The 26728-nt window shown below is 66.1% G+C and carries 25 protein-coding genes; 10 read left to right on the forward strand and 15 right to left on the reverse strand.

Annotated features, from left to right (window positions below):
• Positions 1-68 precede the first annotated feature (68 nt).
• The 4 genes from G4G71_RS03270 to G4G71_RS03285 form a co-directional block, all read right to left on the reverse strand.
• The gene (locus G4G71_RS03270) at positions 69-548 is read right to left on the reverse strand and encodes an acyl-CoA thioesterase (protein ID WP_169935386.1); all 480 of its coding nucleotides are present in this window, start codon (positions 546-548) and stop codon (positions 69-71) included.
• 204 nt (positions 549-752) lie between these two features.
• Positions 753-1511 carry an SDR family NAD(P)-dependent oxidoreductase gene (locus G4G71_RS03275; protein WP_054910324.1) on the reverse strand — a complete coding sequence of 253 codons (759 nt, stop codon included), beginning with the start codon at positions 1509-1511 and terminating at the stop codon, positions 753-755.
• Positions 1512-1805: 294 nt separating this feature from the next.
• Entirely contained in the window at positions 1806-3173 is a 1368-nt protein-coding gene (locus tag G4G71_RS03280) for a glutamine synthetase family protein (protein ID WP_169935387.1), read from the reverse strand.
• Between the two features lie 132 nt (positions 3174-3305).
• Positions 3306-4700 (reverse strand): aspartate aminotransferase family protein, encoded by a 1395-nt coding sequence (locus G4G71_RS03285; RefSeq protein WP_169935388.1) that lies wholly within the window; start codon positions 4698-4700, stop codon positions 3306-3308.
• Between the two features lie 127 nt (positions 4701-4827).
• On the opposite strand from G4G71_RS03285, the gene G4G71_RS03290 reads away from it, so the two are divergent.
• The gene (locus G4G71_RS03290; RefSeq protein WP_169935389.1) at positions 4828-5616 is read left to right on the forward strand and encodes an SDR family NAD(P)-dependent oxidoreductase; all 789 of its coding nucleotides are present in this window, start codon (positions 4828-4830) and stop codon (positions 5614-5616) included.
• 72 nt (positions 5617-5688) lie between these two features.
• Positions 5689-6354: a GntR family transcriptional regulator gene (locus G4G71_RS03295; RefSeq protein ID WP_169935390.1), complete on the forward strand. Its 666-nt coding sequence runs from the start codon at positions 5689-5691 to the stop codon at positions 6352-6354.
• 8 nt (positions 6355-6362) lie between these two features.
• Here G4G71_RS03295 and G4G71_RS03300 read toward each other — a convergent pair whose 3' ends face one another.
• From G4G71_RS03300 to G4G71_RS03310, 3 genes are all read right to left on the reverse strand, one after another.
• The gene (locus G4G71_RS03300; RefSeq protein WP_017521498.1) at positions 6363-6575 is read right to left on the reverse strand and encodes a YgdI/YgdR family lipoprotein; all 213 of its coding nucleotides are present in this window, start codon (positions 6573-6575) and stop codon (positions 6363-6365) included.
• Between the two features lie 103 nt (positions 6576-6678).
• A complete protein-coding gene (locus tag G4G71_RS03305; protein ID WP_024766840.1) occupies positions 6679-7080 on the reverse strand; it encodes an SMI1/KNR4 family protein in 402 nt (133 codons plus the stop codon).
• 179 nt (positions 7081-7259) lie between these two features.
• Positions 7260-8144, reverse strand: a complete 885-nt coding sequence (locus G4G71_RS03310; protein WP_169935391.1) for a Tim44 domain-containing protein — start codon at positions 8142-8144, stop codon at positions 7260-7262.
• Between the two features lie 257 nt (positions 8145-8401).
• Between G4G71_RS03310 and G4G71_RS03315 the strand changes: the two genes are divergently transcribed.
• Positions 8402-10165 carry a cation:proton antiporter gene (locus G4G71_RS03315; protein WP_169935392.1) on the forward strand — a complete coding sequence of 588 codons (1764 nt, stop codon included), beginning with the start codon at positions 8402-8404 and terminating at the stop codon, positions 10163-10165.
• A gap of 274 nt (positions 10166-10439) precedes the next feature.
• On the opposite strand, the gene uvrD is transcribed toward G4G71_RS03315, so the two are convergent.
• Positions 10440-12620, reverse strand: a complete 2181-nt coding sequence (gene uvrD / locus G4G71_RS03320) for a DNA helicase II (RefSeq protein ID WP_169935393.1) — start codon at positions 12618-12620, stop codon at positions 10440-10442.
• A gap of 175 nt (positions 12621-12795) precedes the next feature.
• Between uvrD and G4G71_RS03325 the strand changes: the two genes are divergently transcribed.
• Positions 12796-15639, forward strand: coding sequence for an EAL domain-containing protein (locus G4G71_RS03325; protein ID WP_169935394.1), 2844 nt, complete (start codon positions 12796-12798; stop codon positions 15637-15639).
• Positions 15640-15663: 24 nt separating this feature from the next.
• Here G4G71_RS03325 and G4G71_RS03330 read toward each other — a convergent pair whose 3' ends face one another.
• Entirely contained in the window at positions 15664-15969 is a 306-nt protein-coding gene (locus G4G71_RS03330) for a c-type cytochrome (RefSeq protein WP_152227636.1), read from the reverse strand.
• A 200-nt stretch (positions 15970-16169) separates the two neighbouring features.
• Here G4G71_RS03330 and G4G71_RS03335 point away from each other — a divergent pair, with 200 nt between their 5' ends.
• The 6 genes from G4G71_RS03335 (at position 16170) to G4G71_RS03360 (ending at position 21889) form a co-directional block, all read left to right on the forward strand.
• Complete coding sequence (locus tag G4G71_RS03335; RefSeq protein WP_169935395.1) at positions 16170-16967, forward strand: CbbQ/NirQ/NorQ/GpvN family protein; 798 nt, start codon at positions 16170-16172, stop codon at positions 16965-16967.
• On the forward strand, positions 16951-17544 hold the full coding sequence (locus G4G71_RS03340) for a cytochrome c oxidase subunit 3 (protein ID WP_169935396.1): 594 nt from the start codon (positions 16951-16953) through the stop codon (positions 17542-17544). The genes G4G71_RS03335 and G4G71_RS03340 overlap by 17 nt, the downstream gene beginning before the upstream one ends.
• A complete protein-coding gene (locus G4G71_RS03345) occupies positions 17541-17789 on the forward strand; it encodes a cytochrome C oxidase subunit IV family protein (protein ID WP_240964873.1) in 249 nt (82 codons plus the stop codon). The genes G4G71_RS03340 and G4G71_RS03345 overlap by 4 nt, the downstream gene beginning before the upstream one ends.
• 113 nt (positions 17790-17902) lie before the next feature.
• On the forward strand, positions 17903-18343 hold the full coding sequence (locus tag G4G71_RS03350; RefSeq protein ID WP_169935397.1) for a c-type cytochrome: 441 nt from the start codon (positions 17903-17905) through the stop codon (positions 18341-18343).
• Positions 18343-19770 (forward strand): cbb3-type cytochrome c oxidase subunit I, encoded by a 1428-nt coding sequence (locus G4G71_RS03355; protein WP_169942501.1) that lies wholly within the window; start codon positions 18343-18345, stop codon positions 19768-19770. Before G4G71_RS03350 ends, G4G71_RS03355 begins: the two co-directional genes overlap by 1 nt.
• 271 nt (positions 19771-20041) lie before the next feature.
• A complete protein-coding gene (locus G4G71_RS03360) occupies positions 20042-21889 on the forward strand; it encodes a nitric oxide reductase activation protein NorD (RefSeq protein WP_169935398.1) in 1848 nt (615 codons plus the stop codon).
• A gap of 187 nt (positions 21890-22076) precedes the next feature.
• On the opposite strand, the gene G4G71_RS03365 is transcribed toward G4G71_RS03360, so the two are convergent.
• The 6 genes from G4G71_RS03365 to nirK form a co-directional block, all read right to left on the reverse strand.
• The gene (locus G4G71_RS03365) at positions 22077-22259 is read right to left on the reverse strand and encodes a protein DnrP (protein WP_169935399.1); all 183 of its coding nucleotides are present in this window, start codon (positions 22257-22259) and stop codon (positions 22077-22079) included.
• Positions 22260-22263: 4 nt separating this feature from the next.
• On the reverse strand, positions 22264-22947 hold the full coding sequence (locus G4G71_RS03370; protein WP_169935400.1) for a Crp/Fnr family transcriptional regulator: 684 nt from the start codon (positions 22945-22947) through the stop codon (positions 22264-22266).
• 108 nt (positions 22948-23055) lie between these two features.
• Positions 23056-23727, reverse strand: a complete 672-nt coding sequence (gene ytfE / locus G4G71_RS03375; protein ID WP_169935401.1) for an iron-sulfur cluster repair protein YtfE — start codon at positions 23725-23727, stop codon at positions 23056-23058.
• A gap of 111 nt (positions 23728-23838) precedes the next feature.
• Positions 23839-24567, reverse strand: a complete 729-nt coding sequence (locus G4G71_RS03380; RefSeq protein WP_169935402.1) for a Crp/Fnr family transcriptional regulator — start codon at positions 24565-24567, stop codon at positions 23839-23841.
• A gap of 65 nt (positions 24568-24632) precedes the next feature.
• Positions 24633-25445, reverse strand: a complete 813-nt coding sequence (locus G4G71_RS03385; RefSeq protein ID WP_169935403.1) for an SUMF1/EgtB/PvdO family nonheme iron enzyme — start codon at positions 25443-25445, stop codon at positions 24633-24635.
• Between the two features lie 65 nt (positions 25446-25510).
• The gene (gene nirK, locus G4G71_RS03390) at positions 25511-26662 is read right to left on the reverse strand and encodes a copper-containing nitrite reductase (RefSeq protein WP_169935404.1); all 1152 of its coding nucleotides are present in this window, start codon (positions 26660-26662) and stop codon (positions 25511-25513) included.
• Between the last annotated feature and the right edge of the window lie 66 nt (positions 26663-26728).

Consider the following 26728-nt stretch of genomic DNA (forward strand, 5'->3'; position numbering starts at 1 on the left):
CCTGTTGACGCATTGGGAAATTTCCACGACACGCGGGATTTCTTTTCAGGAAATGTCGCGAACGTCCGTCATTCGTCGCGAAGCTCCTTGTAGCGCTGTTCCAGCTCCTGGCGAATTTGCCGACGCTGTTGCGCCTGGGCGAAGCGACGTTTCTCGTCCTTGGTCTGCGGATCGAGTTGCGGCACGACGATCGGCTTGCGCTCGTCGTCCAGCGCCACCATTGTGAAGAAGCAGCTGTTGGTGTGGCGCACGGACTTCTCGCGGATGTTCTCGGTCACCACTTTCACGCCGATCTCCATGGAGGTGCGGCCGGTGTAGTTCACCGAGGCGAGGAAGGTGACCAGTTCGCCGACGTGGATCGGCTCGCGGAAAATCACCTGGTCGACCGAGAGCGTCACCACGTAATAGCCGGCGAAACGGCTGGCGCAGGCGTAGGCGACTTCGTCGAGGTACTTGAGCAGGGTGCCACCGTGGACATTGCCGGAGAAGTTGGCCATGTCGGGGGTCATCAGGACGGTCATGCTGAGCTGGTGGTTGCCAGGTTCCATGGAATTCTCTTCGGAATTGTCTGGGGAAAAGGAAAGGGCCTCACTCTGGACAACCCGAGTGCGGCTGGCGACACAGTTTTTTCTATATCCCTGATTGACCAGCAGCGCCAGTGGACCATCCGCCAGCGGTGCATCCGCCGTTCGATCAACGCCCTGAACGAAAACGGGCGACCTCTGGCCGCCCGTTGTTCACGTCGCTGCGCTTCAGCGCCCGGCCGAGAGGCCGAAGTCGATGGCCAGATCCGCACCGGTGATGGCTTCGGATTCCGGCTTGCAGAGGTACCAGACCAGCTCGGCGACTTCCTCCGGACGGATGAAGCGCGCCACCTTGCCCTGTGGATAATCCTTCAGCAGCTCGCGCTTGTAGGCCGCCGGGTTGCCTTGGCCATAGCGTTCGGCCTGGTAGTCGAGCATCGGCGTGGCGATGTCGGCCGGCGAGATGGCGTTGACCCGCACGCCGGATTCGGCGAGTTCCAGGGCCAGCGTGCGGGTGAGCATGGTCAGCGCTGCCTTGCTCGCACAGTAGGCCGCGGAGCCGCGATAGGCCTGGCGGCCGGAGTCGCTGGAGATATTGACGATGCTGCCGTGGTTTTCCTTGAGGTAGGGCGTCGCGGCTTGGCACATGTAGAACGCCGCTTTGAGGTTGACCCCCATGACCAGGTCGAAGTCGTCCTCGTTGAAGTCCTCCACCGGGCCTTCGCGCCAGACGCCGGCAGCGTTCACCAGGGCGTCGAGGCGGCCGGTGCGGGCGAGGATGTCGGACATCAGGCTGTGGCAGTTATCGGCTCGTCGCAAATCGCCGACGGCGGTGGCGTCCAGCGGTACCTGGGCGTTGAGCGCATGCAGGCCGGCTTTGTCCACGTCGGTGGCGGCGATGCGCCAGTGGCTTTGGGCGAAACGTTTGGCGATGGCTTTTCCGAGGCCACCGGCAGCGCCGGTGATCAGTACGACGGGAGTGCTCATTGTCTACGGGTTCTCCCTGCCTGAGAGAGGACGGCGGCCGGCAGGCAGACCGGCGGGCGCCGCATCGATCGCGGAGCGCTCAGGCGCTCCGTGCAACTACAGACCAAGAAAAGACCAGAATCTTCACTCTGGCAGGGTAAATTTTTCGTAAGACTTTCGCGTGTCAGCGGGTGAGCCGATCGGAATCCCCGCGGGTCGTTGCCCTGTAGGAGCGAGCTTGCTCGCGAACAAGCTCCGGCGCGGAGGCGTTCGCGAGCGAGCTCGCTCCTACAAGAGCCGTCTTTTTTCCGCCGATCAGGCGTGGTGCAGGTACCAGCGCCAATCCTGCTCGCCGACTTCGCCCATGAACTGGCGGAACTCTTCCCACTTGATCGCCAGGAACACCTTGAGGAATTCCTCGCCCAGCGCCTCGCGAGCCCAGGTGGAGGATTCCAGCGCGCGCAACGCGGTGAGCCAGTCGGTGGGGAGGAATTCGGTGGCCTGTTCGTAGCCGTTGCCGACGATGGGCGCGCCCGGATCGATCTGCTCGCGGATGCCTTCGTGGATCGCCGCGAGGATCGCCGCCGCCGCGAGGTACGGGTTGGCATCGGCGCCGCAGATGCGGTGCTCGATGTGCCGGCTCTTGGCCGGGCCGCCGGGCACGCGGAACGACACGGTGCGGTTGTTAACGCCCCAGCTCTTGGCCAGCGGTGCATAACTGTTGGCCTGGAAGCGGCGGAAGGAGTTGGCGTTGGGGCAGAAGATCGCCAGGGAATCCAGCAGGCGCGCCATCATGCCGCCGATGGAGTGGCGCAGCAGCGGGGTGCCGTGAATGTCTTCGCTGGCGTAGAGGTTGTTGCCCTCGGCATCCGCCAGGCTGACGTGCAGGTGCATGCCGGAGCCGGCGCGATCGCCGAACGGCTTGGCCATGAAGCAGGCCTGCAGCCCGTGCTTGTTCGCCACGCCCTTCACCAGGCGCTTGTAGCGCACGCCTTCGTCGATGGCCTGCATGACGTCGAAGCGGTGCTCCAGGGTCAGCTCGACCTGGCCCGGCGCGTATTCGGAAATCGCCGTGCGCACGGGCAGGCCCTGCACTTCGCAGGCGGCGTAGAGGTCGTCGAGGAACGGCTGCAGCTGTTCCAGCTCATAGACGCCGTAGACCTGCGGCGCTTCCGGGCGGATGCCGTTCATCTGCAGCGCTGGCTGCGGGCGGCCGTTGGCGTCGCGCTGCTTGTCCAGCAGGTAGAACTCCAGCTCCACCGCCATCACGGGGTGGAAGCCGTCGGCCTTCAGCCGGTCGACCACGCGCGACAGCGCCTGGCGCGGGTCGGCGGGGGTGGCCGGCAGGCCCTGGGTCGGGTGCATGCTCACCTGCAACTGGCCGGTGGGCGAGCTGCGCCAGGGCTGCAGGGTCAGGCTGCCGGGCAGCGGGTAGGTCCAGCAGTCGGCGTCGGCCACTTCCCAGACCAGCCCGGTGCCTTCGACGTCTTCGCCCTGCACGGTCAGCGCGAGGATCGAGCTGGGCAGCGGGCGGCCGTTGTCGTAGATCGCCAGCAGCTCGTCGCGGTGCAGCAGCTTGCCGCGCGGGATGCCGTTGGAGTCGATGATGAAGAGTTCGATGCTGCGCACGTCCGGGTGGGCGGCGAGGAAGGCTTCGGCTTCCTTTCGATCGGCGAATTGCATGGTGGTCCTCGGTGGCGCTCGGCGCGCCGCAGAATGCTTTTCGTAGGAGCGAGCTTGCTCGCGAACGCTCTTTTGCAAATCCGCTGCGGGGCGGGTTCGCGAGCAAGCTCGCTCCTACAGGGGGAGTTTCGATCAGGCCTCACGCGCGCCGGGGATCGCCAGCAGCTCGGTGATGCCGGCATCGAGGGTCTCGATCAGGCGATCCACGTCCGCGGCGGTGGTGTCCGGGCAGCACAGGGTCATGTTGTGGAACGGCGTGATCAGGATGCCGCGGTTGATCAGGTACAGGTGCAGGGCCATTTGCAGCTCGTCGTGGAACGCCGCTTCGGCTTCGGCGCCGGTGCGCGGGGAGACGGGGCAGAACTGGAACTCGCTGCGCGCACCCAGCTCGGTCACCGACCACTTCAGGCCGTGCTTGGCGATCAGGGCGCGGAAGCCGTCGGCCAGGCGCTTGGCCAGCGGCAGCATGTGGTCGTAGGCCGCCTGGGTCATCACCTGTTCCAGGTTGGCGCGCATGCAGTGCATGGCCAGGGCGTTGGCCGAGAGCGTGGTGCCCATGCCGCTGTGGCCGTGGCCATGGCTGTCTTCCTGGGCGCTCTTGCGCGAGGCGGCCATGCGTTCGGCCATCTCCGCGCTGCAGCCGAAGATGCCGCAGGGCACGCCGCCGGCGATCGGCTTGCCGACCACGAAGAAGTCCGGGTCGAGGTTCCACAGCTGGGTGCAGCCGCCGATATTGGTGGAGATGGTGTGGGTTTCGTCGATGATCAGCAGCGAACCGTACTTGCGCGTCAGCTCGCGGCACTTCTGCATGAAGCCCGGATCGGGCAGGACCATGCCGATGTTGGTCATCGCCGGCTCGCACAGCAGGGCGCAGACGTCGCCCTGGGCCAGCGCGGCTTCCAGCGCCTCGACGTCGTTGAAGGGAATGGAACGGCTGTGCTGGGTCAGGTCGTAGGCCTGGCCGACCAGGCCGGAGCGATGCACGGTTTCGCCGTCGCGGTAGCGCACCATCACGTCGTCCACGGTGCCGTGGTAGCAGCCGTCGAATACCAGCAGGGTCTTGCGTTTGGTCACCGCGCGGGCCCAGCGCAGCACATAGCGGTTGGAGTCGGTGGCGGTAGCGGTTACCTGCCAGTAAGGCAGGCCGAAGCGCGCGGCGAGCAGTTCGCCGCAGACCACCGCGTCTTCGCCGGGGAGCATGGTGGTCAGGCCGCGCGCGCCCTGTTCGGCGAGGGCGCGGGCGATCGGTGCCGGCGAGTGGCCGAACATGCTGCCGGTGTCGCCGAGGCAGAAGTCCACGTAGTCATGGCCGTCCACGTCGAAGAAGCGAGCGCCCTGGGCGCGTTCGACGAACAGCGGGCAGGGCGTGGACCAGTCGGCCATCCAGTGCATCGGCACGCCGGCGTACAGCGACTTGTGCGCTCGCTCGGCAAGGGCGACGGACTTGGGATTCTGTTCCAGGAAGCGCTGGCGCTCGCGGGCGGTGAAGAGATCCACGGCCGGTTGGGCGATTCCGCTGGCGGTCATGTTGCACACCTCGTTTGTTATTTCGCACATCTTCCATTTGTGATCACAAAAATGTCAATACAGCGAATCGTCTGCCTGATAATCTGCCCTGTAACGAATTCTGTGATCACAGAATGGATAGTAAGCTATGAATGACATCACGAATGAATCGCCCTGGACAGGCCAGGTAGCCTTGGTCAGCGGCGCCGGCAGTGAATCCGGCATCGGTTTCGCCTGTGCCCGCCGCCTGGCGAGCAACGGGGTGAAGCTGCTGCTCACCGCCAGCAGCGAGCGCGTCCTGCTGCGGGCAGAAGAGCTGTGCGGCGAAGGCTTCGACGTCCGCGCGCTACCGGCCGACCTGACGGACGAAGGCGATGTCCGCCGCCTGGCCGAATGGGCGCAGGCGCAATGGGGAAGGGTAGACGTGCTGGTGAACAACGCCGGCATGGCCATGCAGGGCAGCCCTGAACCCTTCGCCGAACTCGCGGCGATGGACCTGGCGACCTGGAACCTGTCGCTGGCGCGCAACCTGACCAGCGCCTTCCTGCTCACCCGCGCATTGCTGCCGGGCATGCTGGAGCGCGGCTACGGGCGCATCGTCAACGTCAGCTCCACCACCGGCACGCGGGCCAGCAATCCGGGCGAGTCGGCCTACAGCGCGGCCAAGGCCGGGATGCTCGGCATGAGCATGGGGCTGGCGCTGGAAGTGGCGCAGCGCGGGGTGACGGTGAACAGCGTAGCGCCCGGCTGGATCGCCACCGGCTCCAGCAGCGAAGAAGAAATCCAGGCCGGGCGGCGCACGCCGCTGGGTCGTTCCGGGCGACCGGAGGAGGTGGCGGCCGCCATCGCCTTCCTGGCCTCGCCCGAAGCCAGCTACATCACCGGCGAAGTGCTGGTGGTGGATGGCGGCAACTGTCTGATCGAAAACAAGGGATAAGCGAGATGAAGCACGACTGCAGCCTGACCTTCGCCCAACTGCCGGCGCCGCCGGCCGGGCGGGAGTGAAACCATGGCCGACAACCTTCAGGAACAGCTCTACCAGAACCTGCGCCAGGCCCTTCTGAGCGGGCGCTTCCAGCCCGGCGAGCGGCTCAAGATCCGCGACCTGGCCGATGAATGGGGCACCAGCCCGATGCCGGTCCGCGCCGCCCTGCAACGACTGGTGGCCGAGGGCGCGCTGGAAGGTGAGCCGCAGCGCTCGCTACGGGTGCCGGTGATGACCCGCGAGCGCTACCTGCAGATCCTGCAGGTGCGGCAATCCCTGGAGGGGCTGGCGGTAGAGGATGCGGCCCGGCACCTGCGGCCCGCCGACATGGCCGTGCTGCGCGATTGCACCGAGCGCATGGAAAGCGCGCTGAATGCCCGTGACGTCCATGGCTATCTGGAAGCCAACAGCCTGTTCCACCTGACGCTCTACCGCGCCTGTGGCAATCCCACGCTGCTGCGCATGATCGAGGCGCTGTGGCTGCAGGTCGGGCCGTTCTTCAACCGGCTGTTCACCGAGGCCGACCTGTCACTGCGCCTCAACGACTTCCACGAAGACACCCTGCAGGCGCTGGAGCGCGGCGATGGCGCAGGCGCGCGCAAGGCCATCGAACAGGACCTGGGCTACTGCGGCCAGTACCTGCTCAATCTGCTGGAGCTGGAAAGCGGGGGAAGGCTCGGGGCGCGCTAGGGCGCCCTTCAGGGGGTCTTGATGAAGCGGACGTTGTCCTTCTTGATCAGGATCGTCTCGCCGTTCAACTGCTCGAACTCGTAGTAGTCATTGTATTTGTCGTAGTCGGAGTGATCCTTCACCAGGATTTCGCTGCCGTCCTGCAGCGTCACCACAGCCTTGTCGGCACATCCGGCGAGGCCGAGCAGCAACAGGCAGGTGAACAAGGCTTTCAACTTCATAGTTTCTCCACGGGGCATCGTACCCGCCCGGGCAGCAAGGGCTGGAGGTACGCTGGGTTGCCTGTGTGACCATGGAAGTTTCAGGAAATTCCGACATGGGGCTTCAAGTATCGAGCCATACGTCGCGTGCCCAGGTCCAGACGGAGTCCCAGGTTTCCTCGGTGAGCTCGCCGTCGGCCCAGAGAATCACCTCGCCGTCCTCGGCGACCGCGTAGTAGTCGTCACCATCGGCGCAGAGCGGAATCAGCTCGCGCGGCAGGCCATTGGCCCAGGCCACGGCTGCGACTTCCGGCAGGTAGGTGTGGGACTGTGGATCGGTCGCCGTGACGGGTTCCAGGCGGCCATAAACGACGTCGCTGACCAGCAGGAGGAATTCGCGGAATTCCGACGGAATGCCGATCAGCAGCGCTTCCTCGATCTCCACCAGCAGTTCTTCGTCGGGCAGTTCCAGCGGTACCGGAACCGGCTCGTTCGCTTCACGCAGTTTCTCGATCACATCTTCCACAGACGGGGCCTCTCTATATTCGACGAATGGCGCGCTTTATACAGTAGTAGCCGGCCCTCCGCGCAAGACCACTGCGCGGGCGCCGTCCGGACGAGCGGCGGGGGGGAGGGCATGCCCGTGCCCGATGTGCGGAAACGAAAAAGCCCGGCAATCGCCGGGCTTCTTCTTCACGTGCAGGGTCAGTTCTGGCGGATGCCAGCCACCAGCCAGGGCTGGTTGTCGCCCTGGGCACGCTCCATGCGCCAGCTTTCGCTGAAGGGTTCGCCCTGGTCGAAGCGCGAGGACTTCGACACGCCGCTGAAGGTCAGGGTGGCGATGGTCTTCTCGGCCTGGTCGTCCACGCCCTCGAGCTGCACGTCGAGGTTGTCGATGTAGGTGGACTGGTAGCCGTCGCCCAGGTCAGCGCGTTCCTGCTTGAGGAACTGCAGCATCTGCGGGGTGACGAACTCGGCGATCTTGTCCATCTCGTTGGAATCCCAGTGCTGCTGCAGGGACATGAAGTGCTCGCGGGCCGCGCCGATGAAACGGGTTTCATCGAACCAGCTCGGGGCGTTGATCACCGGGCGGCTGTCCATCACCGGACGCGAGGCGCCACCGAAGATCGACGGCGGAGCAGCCGGCATTTCACGCTGCATCGGCGCATGGCCGCCGGCCATGGCGGGCTGCTGGCCCTGCTGCTGGCGGCGACGCGAAGCGATGAAGCGGAACGCGATGAAGGCGATCAGCGCGATGATCAGGATGTCGAGGAACTGCATGCCCTGGAAGCCGTCGCCCATGAACATGGAGGCGAGCAGGCCACCGGCGGCGAGGCCGGCCAGCGGGCCGAGCCAGCGCGAAGCACCGCTCTTGGCAGCGGCGCCGGCAGCGCCTGCGGCGGCACCGGTCGCGGCCGGGCCGGCGGCAGTCGAGGAATTCGGGGCGGCGTTGGGTTGCGCCTGGCGGGTCTGGTGGCTCGGCGCAGAGCCCATGCTCTTGCCGCCACCGAAACGTTTGGCGGCGTTGACGTCGAGGCTGAGCGTCACGGCGACACAGAAGGCCATGGCAAGGCTGAGAAAGCGCTTCATCGTTGTCATTCTCTTGGTTGGTATACGACGCACGTCATGTTGCAGGCCGGGGCCGGTGAGGGCCAGCCGGATTTTGTTTCGTGCTGTTGCCCTGTCCGGGCCCGACCCCTGATATGGGGGCGGTTGAATCCCTTTCCAAATCAGTCTGTTACTGATTCTTTCAGAGCCGCCTGTCGGAAGGCTCGGATGGTAGGCTTCGCTGAGCGAGGCCGTCAGCCGCGCGATCCCCTGACCCCACGCCGCGAGGACCGCCGACCATGCATGCCATCGACTTCATCCAGGACCTCGCGGTGATCATGCTGATCGCCGGTTTCGTCACCATCCTCTGCCACCGCTTCAAGCAGCCGGTGGTGCTGGGCTACATCATCGCCGGGGTGATCATCGGCCCGCACACCCCGCCGTTCGCCCTGGTGCACGACGAGGATACGATCAAGACCCTCGCCGAACTGGGGGTGATCTTCCTGATGTTCTGCCTGGGGCTGGAATTCTCCCTGCGCAAGCTGTTCCAGGTCGGCGCCACGGCGTTCATCGCCGCGTTCCTGGAAATCACCCTGATGATCTGGGCCGGCTTCGAGATCGGCCGCCTGTTCGACTGGAGCACCATGGATTCGCTGTTCCTCGGCGCGATCCTGGCGATGTCTTCCACCACCATCATCATCAAGGTGCTGGGCGACCTGAAGATGAAGAACGAGCGCTTCGCCCAGCTGATCTTCGGCGTGCTGATCATCGAGGACATCCTCGGCATCGGCATCATCGCGCTGTTCTCCGGCATTGCCGTGAGCGGCACGGTGGAGGCCGACCAGGTGTTCTCCACGGTTGGCAAGCTGAGCCTGTTCATGGTCGTCGCGCTGGTCGTCGGAATCCTGCTGGTGCCGCGCCTGCTGGCCTACGTGGCGAAATTCGAAAGCAACGAGATGCTGCTGGTGACGGTGCTCGGCCTGTGCTTCGGCTTCTGCCTGCTGGTGGTGAAGCTGGAATACAGCATGATCCTGGGTGCCTTCCTGATCGGCGCGATCATGGCCGAGTCGCGCCAGCTGATCCAGATCGAGCGTCTGATGGAGCCGGTGCGCGACATGTTCAGCGCGATCTTCTTCGTCGCCATCGGCCTGACCATCGACCCCAAGGTGCTGGTGGACTATGCCGCGCCGATCCTGGTGATCACCCTGGTGGTGGTGGCCGGCAAACTGATCTCCTGCGGCGCCGGCGCCTTCATTGCCGGCAACGACGGGCGCACCTCGATGCGCGTGGGCATGGGCCTTTCGCAGATCGGCGAGTTCTCCTTCATCATCGCCGCGCTGGGCATGAGCCTGGGCGTGACCAGTGACTTCCTCTACCCGGTGGTGGTCGGCGTGTCGGCCATCACCACGCTGCTGACGCCCTACCTGATCCGCTCCGCCGACCCACTGGCGCTGTACCTGGGCCGCAGCCTGCCGTCACCCATGGTGCGGGTGTTCAGCCTCTATGGTGAGTGGCTGCGCAGCATCAAGCCGCGGGGCGACAAGGCTATCCTCGCCAGCCTGATCCGCCGAATCCTGCTGCAGGTCGGGGTCAACCTGACCCTGGTGATCGGCATCTTCTTCGGCCTGGCGTTTTTCGCCGGGCAGATCGGCCAGTGGCTGGCGCAGTTCGTCGAGCCCGAAGCGCTGCACAAGGCGCTGATCTGGGGTGCCGCGCTGCTGCTGTCGCTGCCGTTCCTGATCGCCGCCTATCGCAAGCTCAAGGCGCTGGCCATGCTGCTGGCGGAAATGGGCGTGAAGGCGGAAAGCGCCGGCCGCCATACGGCCCGCGTGCGTCGGGTGATTTCCGAATTGATCCCGTTGCTGTCGCTGGGCGGCATGATGCTGCTGCTGGCGGCGCTCAGTTCGAGCATCCTGCCGCCGGGTGAGCTGCTGGTGGTGGTGGCGCTGATCGCCGCACTGGTGATCGCGGTGTTCTGGCGCTGGTTCATCCGCGTGCATTCGCGGATGCAGGTGGCGCTGATCGAGACCTTCGAGCAGAACGGTGGCGGGCATCCTCATTGATGCCTTAGCTGAACCGGGCGTAGGAGCGGACTTTGTCCGCGATGTTCCGAGCTCGCTGTGAGCTATCGCGGACGGAGTCCGCTCCTACGAAAGCCGTGAATCCGGCGCGGTCCCGTCAGTCGTAGGGCGAGTAACGCGCCAGCGTTATCCGCCGGCGCAGGGCTGCCGAATCGAGTGGCAGTGACCTGTAGGAGCGAGCTTGCTCGCGAACGTTGTGGCACCAGAGCTGCCGGTGAATCCGTTCGCGAGCAAGCTCGCTCCTACAAAAGAGCTGTCAGATCGCTTCCAGCTTCGCGTAACCCATCATCAGCCACTTGCTTCCCTCGCTGCCGAAGTTCACCTGCACCCGTGCCTGGGCGCCGGAGCCTTCGAAGTTGAGGATCACGCCGTCGCCGAACAGCGGGTGGCGCACGGACTGGCCGAGGCTGAACGGGGTGTCCGGCACGCTGGCGCCGCTGAACAGGTTGCCGCTGCGCTGGTTGCCCGAGAGCGGGCGGCTCACCGAGTTGGACAGGCGTACTTCCTGGATCAGGCTCGGCGGAATTTCGCGGACGAAGCGCGAGACCTTGTTGTAGGTCTCGCTGCCGTACAGGCGGCGGGTTTCTGCGTAGGTCATGACCAGGCGGTGCATGGCGCGGGTGATGCCCACATAGGCCAGGCGGCGTTCCTCTTCCAGGCGGCCGGGTTCTTCCAGGCTCATCTTGTGCGGGAACAGCCCTTCTTCCACGCCGGCGAGGAACACCAGCGGGAACTCCAGGCCCTTGGCGCTGTGCAGCGTCATGAGCTGCACACTGTCCTCGAAGGCGTCGGCCTGGGTGTCGCCGGACTCCAGCGCGGTGTGGTCGAGGAAGGCCACCAGCGGCGGGGTGTCCTCGTCGTCCGGGGTCTCGAAGGCGCGGGCGGCGCTGACCAGTTCTTCCAGGTTTTCCACCCGGGCCTGGCCTTTCTCGCCCTTCTCTTCCTTGTGGTAGGTGACCAGGCCGGACTGCTCGATGACGATCTGGGTCATCTGGTGCAGCGGCATGCCTTCCACTTTCACCGCGAGCAGGTCAACGGTTTCCAAGAAACCGTTCAGCGCGCTGGCGGCGCGGCCGGCCACGGCCTTGGCGGCGATCACGTCGTTGATCGCGCGCCACATGGAGGTGCCGTTCAGGCGTGCGGCGTTGCGGATCGCCTCGACAGTCTTCTCGCCGATGCCGCGCGGCGGCACGTTGATCACCCGCTCCAGCGCGGCGTCGTCGTCGCGCAGGCGGATCAGCCGCAGGTAGGCCAGGGCGTTCTTGATCTCGGCGCGTTCGAAGAAGCGCTGGCCGCCGTAGATGCGGTAGGGGATCTTCTCGCGCAGCAGCGCCTCTTCCAGTACGCGGGACTGGGCGTTGGAGCGGTAGAGGATGGCGATTTCGCTTCGCTTCAGACCATCCTTGCGCAGGGCGTCCTCGATGGTCTCGACGATGTAGCGCGCCTCGTCGTGCTCGTTGAAGCCCGAGTACAGGGTGATCGGGTCGCCGTCGACGCCGTCGGTCCACAATTCCTTGCCCAGGCGCCCGCTGTTGTTGGCGATCAGCGCGTTGGCGGCCTTCAGGATGGTGCCGGTGGAGCGGTAGTTCTGCTCCAGGCGGATGTCCTCGGTGCCGGCGAAGTCATCGCCGAACTGCTGGATGTTCTCGATCTTCGCGCCGCGCCAGCCGTAGATCGACTGGTCGTCGTCGCCCACCACCATCAGGCTCTCGCCGCCCTTGCCGAGGAAGCGCAGCCAAGCGTATTGCACGGCGTTGGTGTCCTGGAACTCGTCCACCAGGATGTGGCGGAAGCGTCGCTGGTAGTGCTCCAGCAGGCTCGGGCGGTCGCGCCAGAGGTCCAGCGAGCGCAGCAGCAGTTCGGCGAAGTCGACGACGCCGGCGCGGGCGCAGGCGTCTTCGTAGGCCTGGTAGACGCTGACCATGGTCGACAGGTAGAGGTCGCCGCCGGCCTGGATGTTCTGCGGGCGGTTGCCCTCGTCCTTCTGGCCGTTGATGAACCACTGCGCCTGGCGCGGCGGCCAGCGCTGCTCGTCCAGCCCCATCTCGCGCACCACGCGCTTGACCAGGCGCAGCTGGTCGTCGCTGTCGAGGATCTGGAAGTTCTCCGGCAACCCGGCTTCCTGCCAGTGCGCGCGCAGCAGGCGATGCGCCAGGCCGTGGAAGGTGCCGACCCACATGCCCGCCGGGTTGATCCCCAGCAACTGCTCGATCCGCGCGCGCATCTCGGCGGCGGCCTTGTTGGTGAAGGTCACGGCCAGGATGCTGTGCGGCGAGGCGTTCTCGACCTGGATCAGCCAGGCGATACGGTGCACCAGCACGCGGGTCTTGCCGGATCCGGCGCCGGCGAGCACGCGCTGGCGCCCCAGCGGCGCGGCTACGGCCTGGCGCTGCGGGTCATTGAGGGAGTTGAGCAGGTAGGAGATGTCATCGTTCATGGGGAGGCATTCTACCGACGGGCGGTTTTCCCCGGCAAACCGGGCCGCCGTCCGGCGTCTTCCCGACGAAAGTTGGGAGGGCTTGCAGCCAATTGCCATCATCCTGCTTGGGTGGGGCTACCTCCTCGGGTATGCTCCGCCGACGCCTAGGCCAGAACCTACAAGAAAAACGCCTATGACCGCTTATGTAGAGCCTTCGGCGATCCCGGTGAGCCATGCCGAGATCCGCCAGCAGTACGCTCACGAAATTGCCGTCGAACGCACGCGCCTGCTCTACCAGGGCTCGCGGGTGCCGACCCTGCTCATGCTGCTCAATGGCCTGGCCTGCGCCGGGCTGCTGTGGGACTACGTGCAGCCGGGGCTGCTGGCCGGCTGGCTGGTGTGGCTGGTGCTGCTGGCCGTGCTGCGGCTGATCCAGGTCTCGGCCTTCAATGCCGCTTCCGCCGAGCGCCAGGCCAGCCCGCACTGGCAGCGCACCTTCCTGTTCGGCGCCGGGGCTTCGGGCCTGACCCTGGCCTTCGCCGCTATCGCCCTGGTCCCGCCGGATGCCTTCCTCCAGCAATCCCTGGTGTTCGGCCTGATCGCCGCGGCCATCCTGTCCGCCAGCGTCGCCTACGCGGTCAGCCTGCCGGCCTTTCTCACCTTTGCCTTGCCCTGCCTGTTTCCGTCCATTGCCTATTTATTGATCAGCGATAACCCGTTGCAGCAGGGCTGGGGCGTGCTCGGGGTGATCCTGCTGGCTGCGCTGCTGGTGGTGGCCTGGCAGATTCATCGGGTCGTCCACGTCGGCCTGCTGCGGCGTTTCCAGGCCCAGGCACTGGTGGCACACCTGGAGCGCGCCAAGGCGCAGACCGAAGCGCTGAACCAGGACCTGGAGCACGAAGTCGAGCAGCGCCGCCGCGCCGAGCGCGAACTCTGCCGTGCCCGCGATGCGCTGCAGGAGCGAGTGGAGGCGGGCAGCGCCAAGCTCAGCCACACCGAGGCGCGCCTGGCCCTGGCGCTGGAGGCCAGCGAGTTGGGCCTGTGGGACTGGAACCTGCTGACCGATGAGGTGCACCACTCGCACCTGGAGGAAATCTTCGGCATCACCCAGGAATCGGTGAAGAGCGTGCGCAACGACCTGCGCCCGCGCCTGCACCCCGACGACGTGCCGCTGCTGCGCCGCGCCCTGGTCGAGCACCTCAAGGGGCGCACCGACGGCTACCGCATCGAATACCGCGTGCGCCACGCCGCCGGCCATTGGGTCTGGGTCGAAGACCGAGGCCGGGTGATGGAGCGCGATGGTCGCGGGCAGGTCACGCGGATGGTCGGCACCCGCGCCGACATCTCCCCGCGCAAGCTCCGCGAGGAAGAACAGCGCCTGGCCGCCACGGTGTTCGAGGCCGCCAGCGAAGGCATCATCATCCTCGACCCCGATTACCGCCTGATCGCCATCAACGAGGCCTTCACCTCACTCACCGGCTACCGCCGCGAGGAATTGCTGGGGCATAACGTCGCGCGGCTGATGGGCTCGGCGGAGAGCCTGCGGCGCTACCAGTCGATCCGCACCGAGCTGGAGCGCCAGGGCACCTGGCAGGGCGAGCTGATCGAGACGCGCAAGAACGGCGAGTTGTACCCCCAGTGGCTGCAGCTCAACGTGGTGCGCGACAGCCGGGGAGCGGTGGCCCATGTAGTCGGCTTCTTCGCCGACCTCACTGCCCGCCGCGATGCCGAGGAGCGCCTGCGCTACCTCTCGCACTACGACGAACTCACCGGGCTGGCCAACCGCACGCTGTTCAAGGAGCGCCTGCACGAGGCCAGCCAGCGCGCGCGCCAGGAAGGCCGCACGGCGGCGCTGCTGCTGATCGACCTGGACCGCTTCAAGCTGCTCAACGACAGCCTCGGCCACGAGGTCGCCGACCAGTTGCTGCGGCAGATGTCGCGGCGCATGACCCAGACGGTGCCGGAGGCCGACACCATCGCCCGGCTGTCCGGCGACGAGTTCGCCGTGCTGATCGACTCCTACGCCAGTCTCGCGGCCCTGGCGCGGCTGTCCAGCCGGCTGCTGGCCAAGCTGCGCACGCCGATGACCGTGGGCGGCCATGAGCTGGTGGTCAGCGCCTCGGTGGGCATCAGCCTGCTGCCGGAAAACGCCTGGGAAATCTCCGCGCTGATGAGCCAGGCGAACATGGCCATGCAGCACTCCAAGCACTTGGGCGGCAACACCTTCCAGTTCTTCACCGACAACCTGCAGGCCTGCACCCTGGAGCGCCTGCAGCTGGAGACCCGCCTGCGCAAGGCCATCGAAGTGGGCCAGCTGGACGTGCACTACCAGCCCAAGCTGAACCTCGCCAACGAACGTCTGGACAGCGCCGAGGCATTGGTCCGCTGGCGCCATCCGGAGATGGGCATGGTGCCGCCCAGCGACTTCATCGGCCTGGCCGAGGAAACCGGGCTGATCGGTGCCATTGGCGAATTCGTCCTGCGCCGCGCCTGCCAGCAGGCCCGCGCGTGGCAGCGCCAGGGCCGCGAGCTGCGGGTGTCGGTCAACCTCTCGGTGCACCAGCTGCGCACCGGCAATCTGGTGGACCTGGTGCGCGCTGTACTGGAGGAAACCGGGCTGCCGTCGCATTTATTGGAATTGGAGCTCACCGAAAGCCAGCTGCTGGACAACGTCGAGAGTGTCACCGCGACCTTCCGCCAGCTGCGCGAGATGGGCGTGAAGCTGGCCATCGACGACTTCGGCACCGGCTATTCCTCGCTCAGCTACTTGAAGCGCTTCCCGGTGGACTACGTGAAGATCGACCAGACCTTCATTCGCGACCTGTCGGAGCGCGGCGAGGACGCGGCCATCACCCGTGCGATCATCGCCATGGCGCACAGCCTGGAACTGAAAGTGGTGGCGGAGGGCGTCGAGCACGCCGAGCAACTGCGCTTCCTGCGCGCCCACGGTTGCGACGAGATCCAGGGCTACCTGATCAGCCAGCCGGTGCCGGCCGATGCCTGCCTGGCGTTGCTGGAGAGGAGCGACCGACTCTGAATGTGCCGGTCGCGCAGCAGGGCGCTACTTGAGGGTGACTATCCATTCGGCGAGGGTCTTGGCCTCGTCCGGGCTGACGGCGTTGGCCGGCATCGGGATCGGTCCCCAGACGCCCTTGCTGCCGGTCTTGATGCTGTTGCTGATGTGCGCCACGCCATCGGCGCCGTACTTCGCCGCCACTTCCTTGAAGGCCGGGCCGACAACCGTCTTGTTGACGGCGTGACACGCCACGCAGGCCTTGGCCTTGAACAGTTCCTCGCCGGTGCTGGCCATCGCGGTGGTCTGCACCAGCAGGCCGCCGAACAGCAGGGCAACCAGGGCTTTGTTCATGAATACTCTCCTCACAGGCTGGGCGCTTCGGGGCGCCGTTCGTTTTCGCCGGCTTCCCGCCCGGCGTCTGTGGCGATTCTAGGAGCGGCTCGAGCAGCCTCGGCTTGATGGCAATCAAGAACTCTTCGCGTCGTGCTTGAGGCAGGGGGCCTGGCTGGCTAGCGTGCGAGCCGAAAACTGCCAACCGAGAGTCGCCCGCCATGAACGCCCCCGCGCATAACGATCCGCCGCTCTTCTACCAGCCGACCGGCAACGAGGTGGCGTTGTTCACCCATGCGTCCGCGCAGGGCATGCCGGTGCTGATCAAGGGCCCGACCGGCTGCGGCAAGACCCGCTTCGTCCAGCACATGGCGCAGCGCCTGAACCTGCCGCTGTACACCGTGGCCTGCCACGACGACCTGTCGGCAGCGGACCTGGTCGGCCGCCACCTGATCGGCAGCGACGGCACCTGGTGGCAGGACGGCCCGCTGACCCGCGCGGTGCGCGAAGGGGGCATCTGCTACCTCGACGAAGTGGTGGAGGCGCGGCAGGACACGGTGGTCGTGCTGCACCCGCTGGCAGACGATCGCCGCGAACTGTTCATCGAGCGCACAGGCGAATCTCTGGTGGCGCCGCCGGGTTTCATGCTGGTGGTGTCCTACAACCCCGGTTACCAGAACCTGCTCAAGGGCATGAAACCCAGCACCCGTCAGCGCTTCGTCGCCCTGCGCTTCGACTACCCGGCGCCGGAAGCGGAGGCTGCGATCATCGTCCGCGAGGCCGGGGTCGCGCCTGAGCTGGCGCAACGCCTGACGCAGCTGGGCGTGGCCCTGCGCCGGCTGGGCCGGCAGGAGCTGGAGGAAGTCTGCTCGACACGCCTGCTGGTGCTCACCGCGCGGCTGCTCAACGCCGGCGTGGCGCCCCGCGATGCCTGTCGCGCCGGGCTCGCCGAGCCGCTGTCGGACGATGAGGCCACGGTCGCCGCGCTGATGGACCTGGTCGATGTCCACTTCGCCTGACGCGACACTCGATGCCCGGCACCTGCCGGGTGACCTGGCGATGTGGTTGTTCATCCTCGCCGAGCTGACGGTCTTCGCCATCCTCATCATCGTCTTCGCCGTGGCCCAGCACCTGGACGTCGAAGGTTTCCGCGCCGGCCGCGCGCAACTGGACCTGTCCACGGCCCTGGCGCTGACCCTGACACTGCTTACCGCCGGCTTCTGCGCGGCGCTGGCGGTGGAGCAGGTGCGCCACGGCCGGCAGCGGCGCGCGGCTGCACTGCTGGGGTTTGCCGTGCTGCTGGGGCTGGTCCACGTAGCGCTCAAGTCCGGCGAATACCATCACCTCGCCGTGCAGGGGCTGGACCTGGAATACAGCACCTTCTTCACCCTGTTCTGGCTGATCACCGGCTTTCACTTCCTGCACGTGTTGCTGGGGCTGGTGATCCTCGGCTGGATGACGCTGCGCTGCCTGCGCGGCGCCTACCGCGGCGATGCCCTGGGTGGACTGGAATCCGGCGCGCTCTACTGGCACATGGTCGACCTGGTCTGGGTGGTGCTGTTCCCGCTGGTCTACGTGCTGGCGCCCGGTTCGTGAACACGCTGCTGCTCGCCTGGCTGCTGATGCTGCCGATGTCCATTGCTGCCGTCTGGCTCGGTCACCACGCGCCCGATGCCCTGTTGCCGGTGGCGGTGATCCTGCTGCTGGGCCTGGGCAAGGCATGGCTCATCGTGCTGCGCTTCATGGAGCTCGGCCATGGCCCGCGGCTGTGGCAATCGCTGCTGCTCGGCTGGCCGCTGGTGGTTACCGGGACGATCCTTGTCCTACATGCAACTCCCTGATTTCATGTAGGAAAAATACCCGACTAGAAGCATTGGTCTTTCTTGATTGCCATCAAGCGAGGCGGCCAGGGACGGTTTCTACAATGGCTCCGACCGTGACCTAGGAGGGCCCCATGTCAGAGACATTCACAAAAGGTATGGCGAGGAACATCTACCTGGGAGGAGGCGTTTTCTTCTTTCTGGTGTTCCTCGCCCTGACCTATCACACCGAAACCACCTTCCCCAAGCGCACCAACCAGAGTGAGCTCACCGAGTCGGTGGTGCGCGGCAAGCTGGTGTGGGAGCAGAACAACTGCGTGGGTTGCCACTCGATTCTCGGTGAAGGCGCCTACTTTGCGCCGGAGCTGGGCAACGTCGCGATCCGCCGTGGCGGTGATGCGGCCTTCGGCAGCTTCCTCGCCGCCTGGATGAAGATGCAGCCGCTGGGCGTTCCCGGTCGCCGGCAGATGCCGCAGTTCCACCTCAGCGACCAGGAGGTCACCGACCTCGCGGCGTTCCTGCTGTGGACCTCGAAGATCGATACCAACAAATGGCCGCCGAACAAGGAGGGTTGATCATGAACCCGGGCAATCCCTATCTGAAATTCGCCTCGCAGTCGGTGGCCAAGCCGTACTTCGTGTTCGCCCTGATGCTCTTCGTCGGGCAGATCGTCTTCGGCCTGATCATGGGCATGCAGTACGTGGTCGGTGACTTCCTGTTCCCGGCGATCCCGTTCAACGTCGCGCGGATGGTGCATACCAACCTGCTGATCGTCTGGCTGCTGTTCGCCTTCATGGGCGCGGCCTACTACCTGATCCCCGAGGAGGCCGACCGCGAGCTGTACAGCCCGAAACTGGCCATCGTACTGTTCTGGGTATTCGCCATCGCCGGGGTGCTGACCATCCTCGGCTATCTGCTCGTGCCCTACGCGGGTCTCGCCAGGCTGACCCACAACGAGCTGCTGCCGACCATGGGCCGGGAGTTCCTCGAACAGCCGACGATCACCAAGATGGGCATCGTGGTGGTGGCGCTGGGCTTCCTCTTCAACATCGGCATGACCATGCTCAAAGGCCGCAAGACCGCCGTCAGCGTGGTGATGATGACCGGCCTGGTGGGCCTGGCGGTGTTCTTCCTGTTCTCCTTCTACAACCCGGAGAACCTGTCGCGCGACAAGTACTACTGGTGGTGGGTCGTGCACCTGTGGGTGGAAGGCGTGTGGGAACTGATCATGGGTGCGATGCTGGCCTTCGTGCTGATCAAGATCACCGGCGTCGACCGCGAAGTCGTGGAGAAATGGCTCTACGTGATCATCGCCATGGCCCTTATCACCGGCATCATCGGTACCGGCCACCACTTCTTCTGGATCGGCGCGCCGCAGGTCTGGCTGTGGCTGGGCTCGATCTTCTCCGCGCTGGAACCGCTGCCGTTCTTCGCCATGGTGCTGTTCGCCTTCAACATGGTGAACCGTCGCCGCCGCGAGCACCCGAACAAGGCCGCCGCCCTGTGGGCGCTGGGCACCACCGTGACTGCCTTCCTCGGCGCCGGCGTGTGGGGCTTCCTGCATACCCTGGCCCCGGTGAACTACTACACCCACGGCTCGCAGCTCACCGCCGCACACGGCCACCTGGCCTTCTACGGCGCCTACGCAATGATCGTCATGACCATGATCAGCTACGCCATGCCGCGCCTGCGGGGCATCGGCGAAGCGCCTGACGCTCGTGCGCAGAGCCTGGAAATCTGGGGCTTCTGGCTGATGACCATCTCCATGCTGCTGATCACCCTGATGCTCACCGCCGCCGGCATCGTCCAGGTCTGGCTGCAGCGCATGCCTGCCGATGGCGCTGCCATGCCGTTCATGGCCACGGTCGAGCAACTGAAGATCTTCTTCTGGCTGCGCCTGTACTCCGGTATCGGCTTCTTCATCGGGCTGATCTGCTACCTGCTCAGCTTCCGCCAGCGCGGCCGTGTGGCTGTCGCTTCCGGCGCGGCTCAGGTGAGCTGATCGATACCGTCCACCCGGGCCCGTCCGCTTTGCGGCGGGCCTTTTGACGTATACGGAGTTTGCCGGTGGAGAGTGAGGTAACCGGCAGCGCTTCTAGCTCCCTCTCCCTTCAGGGAGAGGGCGGGGGAGAGGGCATGGCCCAGCGCTGGAGCAGCCGGTGGCACCTTCTCCCTAACCCTGGCTACGCGCCCCACTCCGAAGGGAGAGGGGACTGGTCCGGCGTGACGTTTGGCGCCGTGCCTCCCTGAATCTTCTTCCCCATGGAGTCGCCATGACCATCCACCTCGAAATCGAAGAAGGCTTCGGCCGCGCCTGGCACCGCTTCATCACCCGCCGCGCCAGCCCGGAGTTCGAAGAGGCGGCAGTGGCCCTGGAGGAGGTGCGGCGCAGCCTGCTGCTGCTGTTCCGCGGCACCGGCGGCGAAGCCGGGGTCGGCGTGGAGGCGGCCAGTGCCCGTGAGCTGCTGGTACGCCGCAGCCTTCTGCAACAGGTCGCCGGGACCTGCCAGCAATTGCCGGTGGCCTGGTTCGACGCCGATTCCCTGCGCCTGCCCGCGCAACTGGCGGTGTTCCCCGACGCCGAGTTGAACCGCGAACTCTACCGCTGGCTGGCGCTGCTCGCCGCCCACAGCCAGCCGATGTGCCACTGGGCACGGGACAACCAGGCCTGGACGCGAACGGTGCTGGAGCGTTACCCACTGCTGCGCCCGCGCTATCAGCGTATGGTGAACGCCCTGCTCAGCTTGCGGCCCGACCCCGGCACGCTGCCGCCTGCCGAGGCGGAGCTGGAGTTGGCGCTGCAACAGGCTCTGCGCGATCCGGGCAGCATCGAACGTCTGCCCCGAAGTGAAAAGGCGCCGTGGCCGGTGCCGCTGTGGCTCTACCCGCCGCAGCGCCTGGCCGCGCCGCAGCGCACCGACCTGATCGAAGGCGACGAGCAGGGCCGATCCGCCCACAGCGAAGCCAAGGGCCTGGCGCGCAAGCGTGCCGAGCGCGTCGAACAGGACCCCGGCCGTGGCGGGCTGCTGCTGTTCCGTCTGGAAAACCTCTTCAGCTGGTCCGAGCATATCGAGCTGGACCGCGCCGGCGATGACAGCGAAGACCTCGATGCGGCGAAGGTTGCCGACGATCTCGATCACCTGAGCCTGTCCCGGCAACGGCAAAAGAAGGGCGGCGGGTTGAAGCTCGATCTCGATTTGCCCGCCGCCGACTTCGACGATGTGCCGCTGGGCGAGGGCATCCGCCTGCCGGAATGGGATTACCGCCGCCAGCAACTGATCGAAGACCACGTCTGCCTGCAGCCGATGTTGCCGCGCGACGCCGTGCCGGCGCCGCTGCCGGATGCCCTGGCGCCCATCGCGCGGCGGCTGCGCCGGCAGTTCGAAAGCCTGCGCCAGCAGCCGCAGTGGCTGCGCCGGCAACCCCAGGGCGCCGAACTGGACCTGGAGGCCTGGCTGGATTTCAGCGTCGAACGACGCCTGGGTGCTTGCAGCGAGCCGGGGCTGTTCCTCGAACGCCGGCAGACCCGCCGCGACCTCGCGTGCCTGCTACTGGCGGACTTGTCGATGTCCACCGACGCGCACATCGACAACGACCACCGCGTCATCGACCTGATCAGCGACAGCCTGTTGCTGTTCGGCGAAGCGCTGCAGGCGGTGGGCGATCGTTTCGCGCTGTACGGCTTCTCTTCGTTGCGCCGGCACCAGGTGCGCCTGACCCAGCTGAAGACCTTCGATGAGCGCCACAACGACACCGTGCGCGGGCGCATCCGTGCGCTGCGCCCTGGCTATTACACCCGCATGGGCGCGGCGATCCGCCGGGCCACGCAGTTATTGCTGGAGTGCAAGGAGCGCCAGCGCGTGTTGCTGATCCTCACCGACGGCAAGCCCAACGACCTGGATTTGTATGAGGGACGCTACGGCGTCGAGGACACCCGCCAGGCGGTGCTGGATGCCCGTCGCGCCGGGCTGGTGCCGTTCTGCATCACCATCGACCGCGAGGCCGCGGACTACCTGCCGCACCTGTTCGGCAGCCAGGGCTACCTGCTGATCAACGACCCGGCGCAGTTGCCGGTGCAACTGCCGCAGCTGTATCGGCAGCTCACCCGTCGCCAGGGATGACCAGCAAGGAATGTAGGGCGAATGAAGCGGAACGCTTCATTCGCCGCGGCGCATAACGCCTGGGGCGTTATGCGCCCTACGAAGCTGATGGGGCATTCTGTAGGAGCGAGCTTGCTCGCGAACCTGGCCCCGCTGCGGGATTCGGTTCGCGAGCAAGCTCGCTCCTACAGGGATTCGGGTATTGGGCTCAGCGCGGCAGCCAGACCATCATCACCCCGCAGAACACCGCGAGCATCGCGCAGTACCAGGCGAAGCGCTTCAGCCGGCGCTGCTTTGCCAGTTCCTGATCAAGCGGCAGAGGCATCCCGCACTGCGGGCAATCGGCAGCGTCATCGGGGCTCTCGTGCTGGCAATACAGGCACTGGCGCATGGCCTTACTCGAACTGTTCCAGCCGCGCGACGTCGAGTACCTGCACGTTGCGCCCGTCGAGGTCGATGATCTTCTCGTCGATCAGCCGCCGCAGCACGCGGGAGAACGTCTCCGGCTGAATCGACAGGTGCCCGGCCACCAGTTGCTTGGCCATCGGCAGCTCGAAGCGGTTGCCTTCGCTGCCCTGGCGGTTGAGCTGGGTGATCAGGTAGCGCACCACGCGGTGGGTGGAGTTCTTCAGCGACAGCGTCTCGATCTCGTTGATCCGCCGGTGCAGGCGTACGCAGAGGGTGGCGAGCAGGGAGAAGGGCAGCTGCGGGTTGCTGTGCAGCAACTCCATGTAGGTGCGGTTGGCGAAGCGATAGACCTGCGTGGGTTCCAGCGCCTGGGCCGAGGCCACGTAGTCGGGGGTGTCCATCAGCATCATGGCTTCGGCGAAGGTCTGCCGGCTGCCGACCACTTCCAGCACCTTTTCCTGGCCCTCCGGCGTCAGGCGGTAGATTTTCACCGCCCCGGAAATCACGAAGTAGAAGGCATAGGCCGGCTCGCCCTGGAGGAACAGCTTGTCGCCCTTCTCCAGGTTGAGCAGCGCGCTGGTGGCGAGCAGTTGTTCCAGCTGTTCTTCGTTGAGCACGTTGAACAGGTGGTGGCCGCACAGAATCTGGTGGTGGACGCGATGCGCGTGCATGGCGGGGCGCTCCTGGGCGGGGACAATCCCGCCAGTATGTGCGATGCCGCCGGGCAGCGTGGTGAGACAAGCTGTCACTGGTCGCCCTCCTGGCTCCCGGTCCGGCGCTCAGGCCGGGTGGTTGGCGCCGAGGAACAGCAGGTTGTTCTCCAGGTGGATGTGCTGCATCAGGTCGCGACGCAGTTCTTCCAGGCCGCTGTAGAGACGCCGCCAGCTGTTGCAGCCGTCCGCCGGCACGGTGAGGTCGTCGGTCAGGTCGGCCAGCACGGCGAGGGATTGCGAGTGTTCGTCGTGCTCATGGCGCATCACGCCGATCGGGCCCTGCACGTGGGAAAGCGGGATGCCCTGGCGCAGCCAGGGGAAGAGCACGCTCTCCTCCTTGCACATGTGCCATTCCAGCTCTTCCTGGATGGTCTTCAGGTGCGCCGTCAGCCCGGCCGGGCACTGCGGGTGCGCGGCGTGGGTCTTCTCGACGCGCTCGGCCAGCGGGATCAGCGCCGGCAGCTGCTCGCGGTGGACCTTGTGGTAGCGCTCGAGGATGTGGTCGATGAGCTGGTCGTTGCTGGTCAGGCGCCAGTCGGTCTGGTCATTGGCCGGCGGCAGCGCCTGCAGTTCTTCGGCGATGCGCTGGGCGTCCAGGCCCTGTTCGCTGGCCGCCTCGCCCAGGCTGCGCTGGCCGGCGCAGCAGAAGTCGAGCTTGTAGTCGTGGAACAGCGCACAGCTGCCCGGCAGGCTGAAGGCCAGGTCGCTCAGGGTGCGTTCGGTGAGGGTATCGGTCATGGCGGGCCTCGGGTGGAGTGGGGCACGGCGGCCGCAGTCGTGGTGGCCGTCAATCTTGGCAAGGAGGCGATCAGTCTAGGGAAGGGCGCGCGCCAAGCTCCTTGATTGCAGTCAAGCGTCCTCGACCAGCACTTCCCGCTCGTCGCCGCCGGCCACCCGCATCAGCTGCTGCGGGTTGCACACCAGCAGCTTCTGCCGGCCACCGCGCACCAGACCACGCTCTTCCCAGGCGCTGAGGATGCGCGAGACGGTGTGCAGCGTGGTGCCGGTCATCTCCGCGATGTCCTGGCGGGTGACCGGGAAATCGATGCGGATGCCATCGGCTTCCGCTCGGCCGGACTGTTGCACCAGGCGCAGCACGGTATGGGCGACGCGCCGTTCGACTTCTTCGGTGGCCAGCTCGCAGAAACGTACGTGGGCTTCCTGCAGGCGCTCGCCGATGGCCTGGACGGTGTTCAGGGCGAAACCGGGGTGGCGCGCCAGCAACGGTTCCCACTGGCTGGTGGGCCAGGCCAACACGAGGCTGTCCTGGCGGGCGGTGGCGGTCGCGGGGTAACAGCTAAGGCCCAGGGCGCGCACGAAGCCGAACAGGTCGCCCGGATTGACCACCCGCACCAGCACCCGCTGGCCGTCGCCGGTGAGCTGGGTGGCCTTCAGCCGGCCGTGCACCAGCAGGTAGAAGTTGCTCGCCGGCGCGCCCTGCTCGAACACGGCCGCGCCGCTGATCAGGCGCAGGATGCTGGCCTGGCGGAGGATGTCGTCCTGTTCCTCGCGGCTGCTGTTGGCAAAGGGCGGCAAGCTGCCCAGCCAGGCGCGGTGGAGCGAGAGATTGGCGGTCACGGCGATGATTCCCGTCAGTTCGCCGCAGCATACCGGCTAAGGGCCTTGGCGGAACTTGAGGGGAATCAAGGGATGTCCCTGACCAGACGGAAACCGAGGTTGTCCGGTGGTTGCCCGGCGCTGCAGCCGCCACCGCGGGCATCGCGGACGAAATCGTTGATCGCCGCCCGGTGGCGGCCTTCGGCGATGCGGATCGAGCAGTACTCGGCGCGTTCGGTCTGGGCGCCCCGGGCGTCGAGGTTGACCCGCTGATGGCAGCTCTGGGTCCATTCCCAGACATTGCCGCCCAGGTCGGCCACGCCGTATTCGTTGAGCCCGTGATTGCCGCGCGTCAGGGGGAGCGCGGATTCGCTGGTGCGGGTCTGCGCTTCCAGGCTGTAGCGCGCCAGCCAGCGCCGGGCGGGGTTGCTGCCATCATCGTCCTCGATGCGCAGCGCATCGTCGGCCCAGCGCGAGCCGGCGAAGAAGGCCCACTCGCGGTCGGTCGGCAGCCGCCACTGCTGGCCGGTGCGTTTGGACAGCCAGTCGGCGTAGAACTGCGCATCCAGCAGGCTCGCGCCAGTCAACGGCATGTCGTCGCGGGAGGTGCTGCTATCCAGCGCCAGGCAGGCGCCTTCGGCCACGCAGCGGGCGTACTCGCCCTGGCTGACCTGGAATTTCATGACTTCGAAGCGCGGGGCGAGGTGTTCTCGCCGTGATGGCGCGTCCACGGCGCGCTTCTCCAGCCAGTAGTCGCCCGCCGGACGGAAGTCGAAGTCGCGGGGTTCGAGTCTCACGGTTTGCGGCGCGAGTTCCGGTGCGTACTGCGGCCGCAGCAGGAGGAAGGCCCCGCCCAGCAGCAGTGCGACGGGTACGCCGATCAGGATGGTCTTGCGCATGGTTTGCCCGGTCGCCGGCATCGATTACTGGGAAAGGGCCGGCCCGGATGGGCCGGCCTCGGGGCTTACTTGATCGCGGTTGGTGGCTGGATCTGGCTCATCAGGTCGTTGTTCCATTGGCCTTCAACCTGGATGTGCGCCGCGGCGCCCAGCAGCACAGCCTCGATGAGGTTGTGGTTGAGGTAGGTGTACAGGCCCGGCTGCAGGAAGGTGTACAGCGCAGCGCCGGCTGCACCGCCCGGAATGAACCAGGTTTCCAGGTCTTCCTCCGGCGGGTTGTGGAACTTGCCGGTGGCCCAAACGTGGTCGCCATGGCCGCCGATGAGGTGCGGGCGGGTATCGCGGTTGGCCTGTGAATGGACGATCAGCAGGGTCTCGCCGACATTGGCCTTGAGCGCATTCTTGCCGGTCAGGGCGCCGACCTTGCCGTTGAACACGATGTGGCTGGGAATCAGCCCCTTCATGACCTGCTGCATGTCGTTGTAGCTTTCCATGGGCGTGCCATAGCGCTTGAAGTTGCCGTCCTTGTCGCGCGGGACGTAGAAGTCCTGCTCGCCGATATAGACCACCTTGTCGTACTTCAGCGCCTTGCCGTCGCGGTCCTTCAGGCCGTCGCGCGGCAGCACCATGATCGCGCCGTTCATGCCCGAGACCACGTGCCAGGGGATCATCGCGCCGCCCGGTGCGCAGTGGTAGACGAACACGCCGGGGCGGGTGGCACGGAAGCGCAGTTTCACTTCCTCGCCGGGCTGGATGATGGTCAGCGCGCCGCCGCCCAGGGCACCGGTGGAGGCATGGAAGTCGATGTTGTGGGTCAGGGTGTTGGTCGCCGGGTTGACCAGGGTGAGTTCCAGGTAGTCGTCCTGGTGCACCACCATCATCGGCCCGGGCACCGAGCCATTGAAGGTCATGGCGTGGATCTCGGTGCCGTCGTCGTCGATGACGTGTTTCTTCTCCTCGATCACCATGCGGAACTGGACGACCTTGGGCTTGCCCTTGGCGCGCTGCTCGTGGGCATGGACGAAGGGTGGCGCAACCAGCTCGACCTGGACGTGCTCCAGCTTCGAGAGGTCCACCGACGGCCCCATGTTCTTCGGCGCTGCCTCCCCGTCGGCCATTGCCGTGCCGCTGGCAAGCATGCTGCCGGTGACGCCCAGAACCACGGCGCCGGCCAGCAGGGTGCGGCGGGAAAGCGAAATCTCTTCCTGATCAAGCATGGGTAACTCTCCGTAATCGACGATCTGTCGTTGGGAGAAGAAATACCTTGTCGGCAAATTCCTTCT

The sequence above is a fragment of the Pseudomonas multiresinivorans genome, from assembly GCF_012971725.1.
Classification (GTDB): domain Bacteria; phylum Pseudomonadota; class Gammaproteobacteria; order Pseudomonadales; family Pseudomonadaceae; genus Pseudomonas; species Pseudomonas multiresinivorans.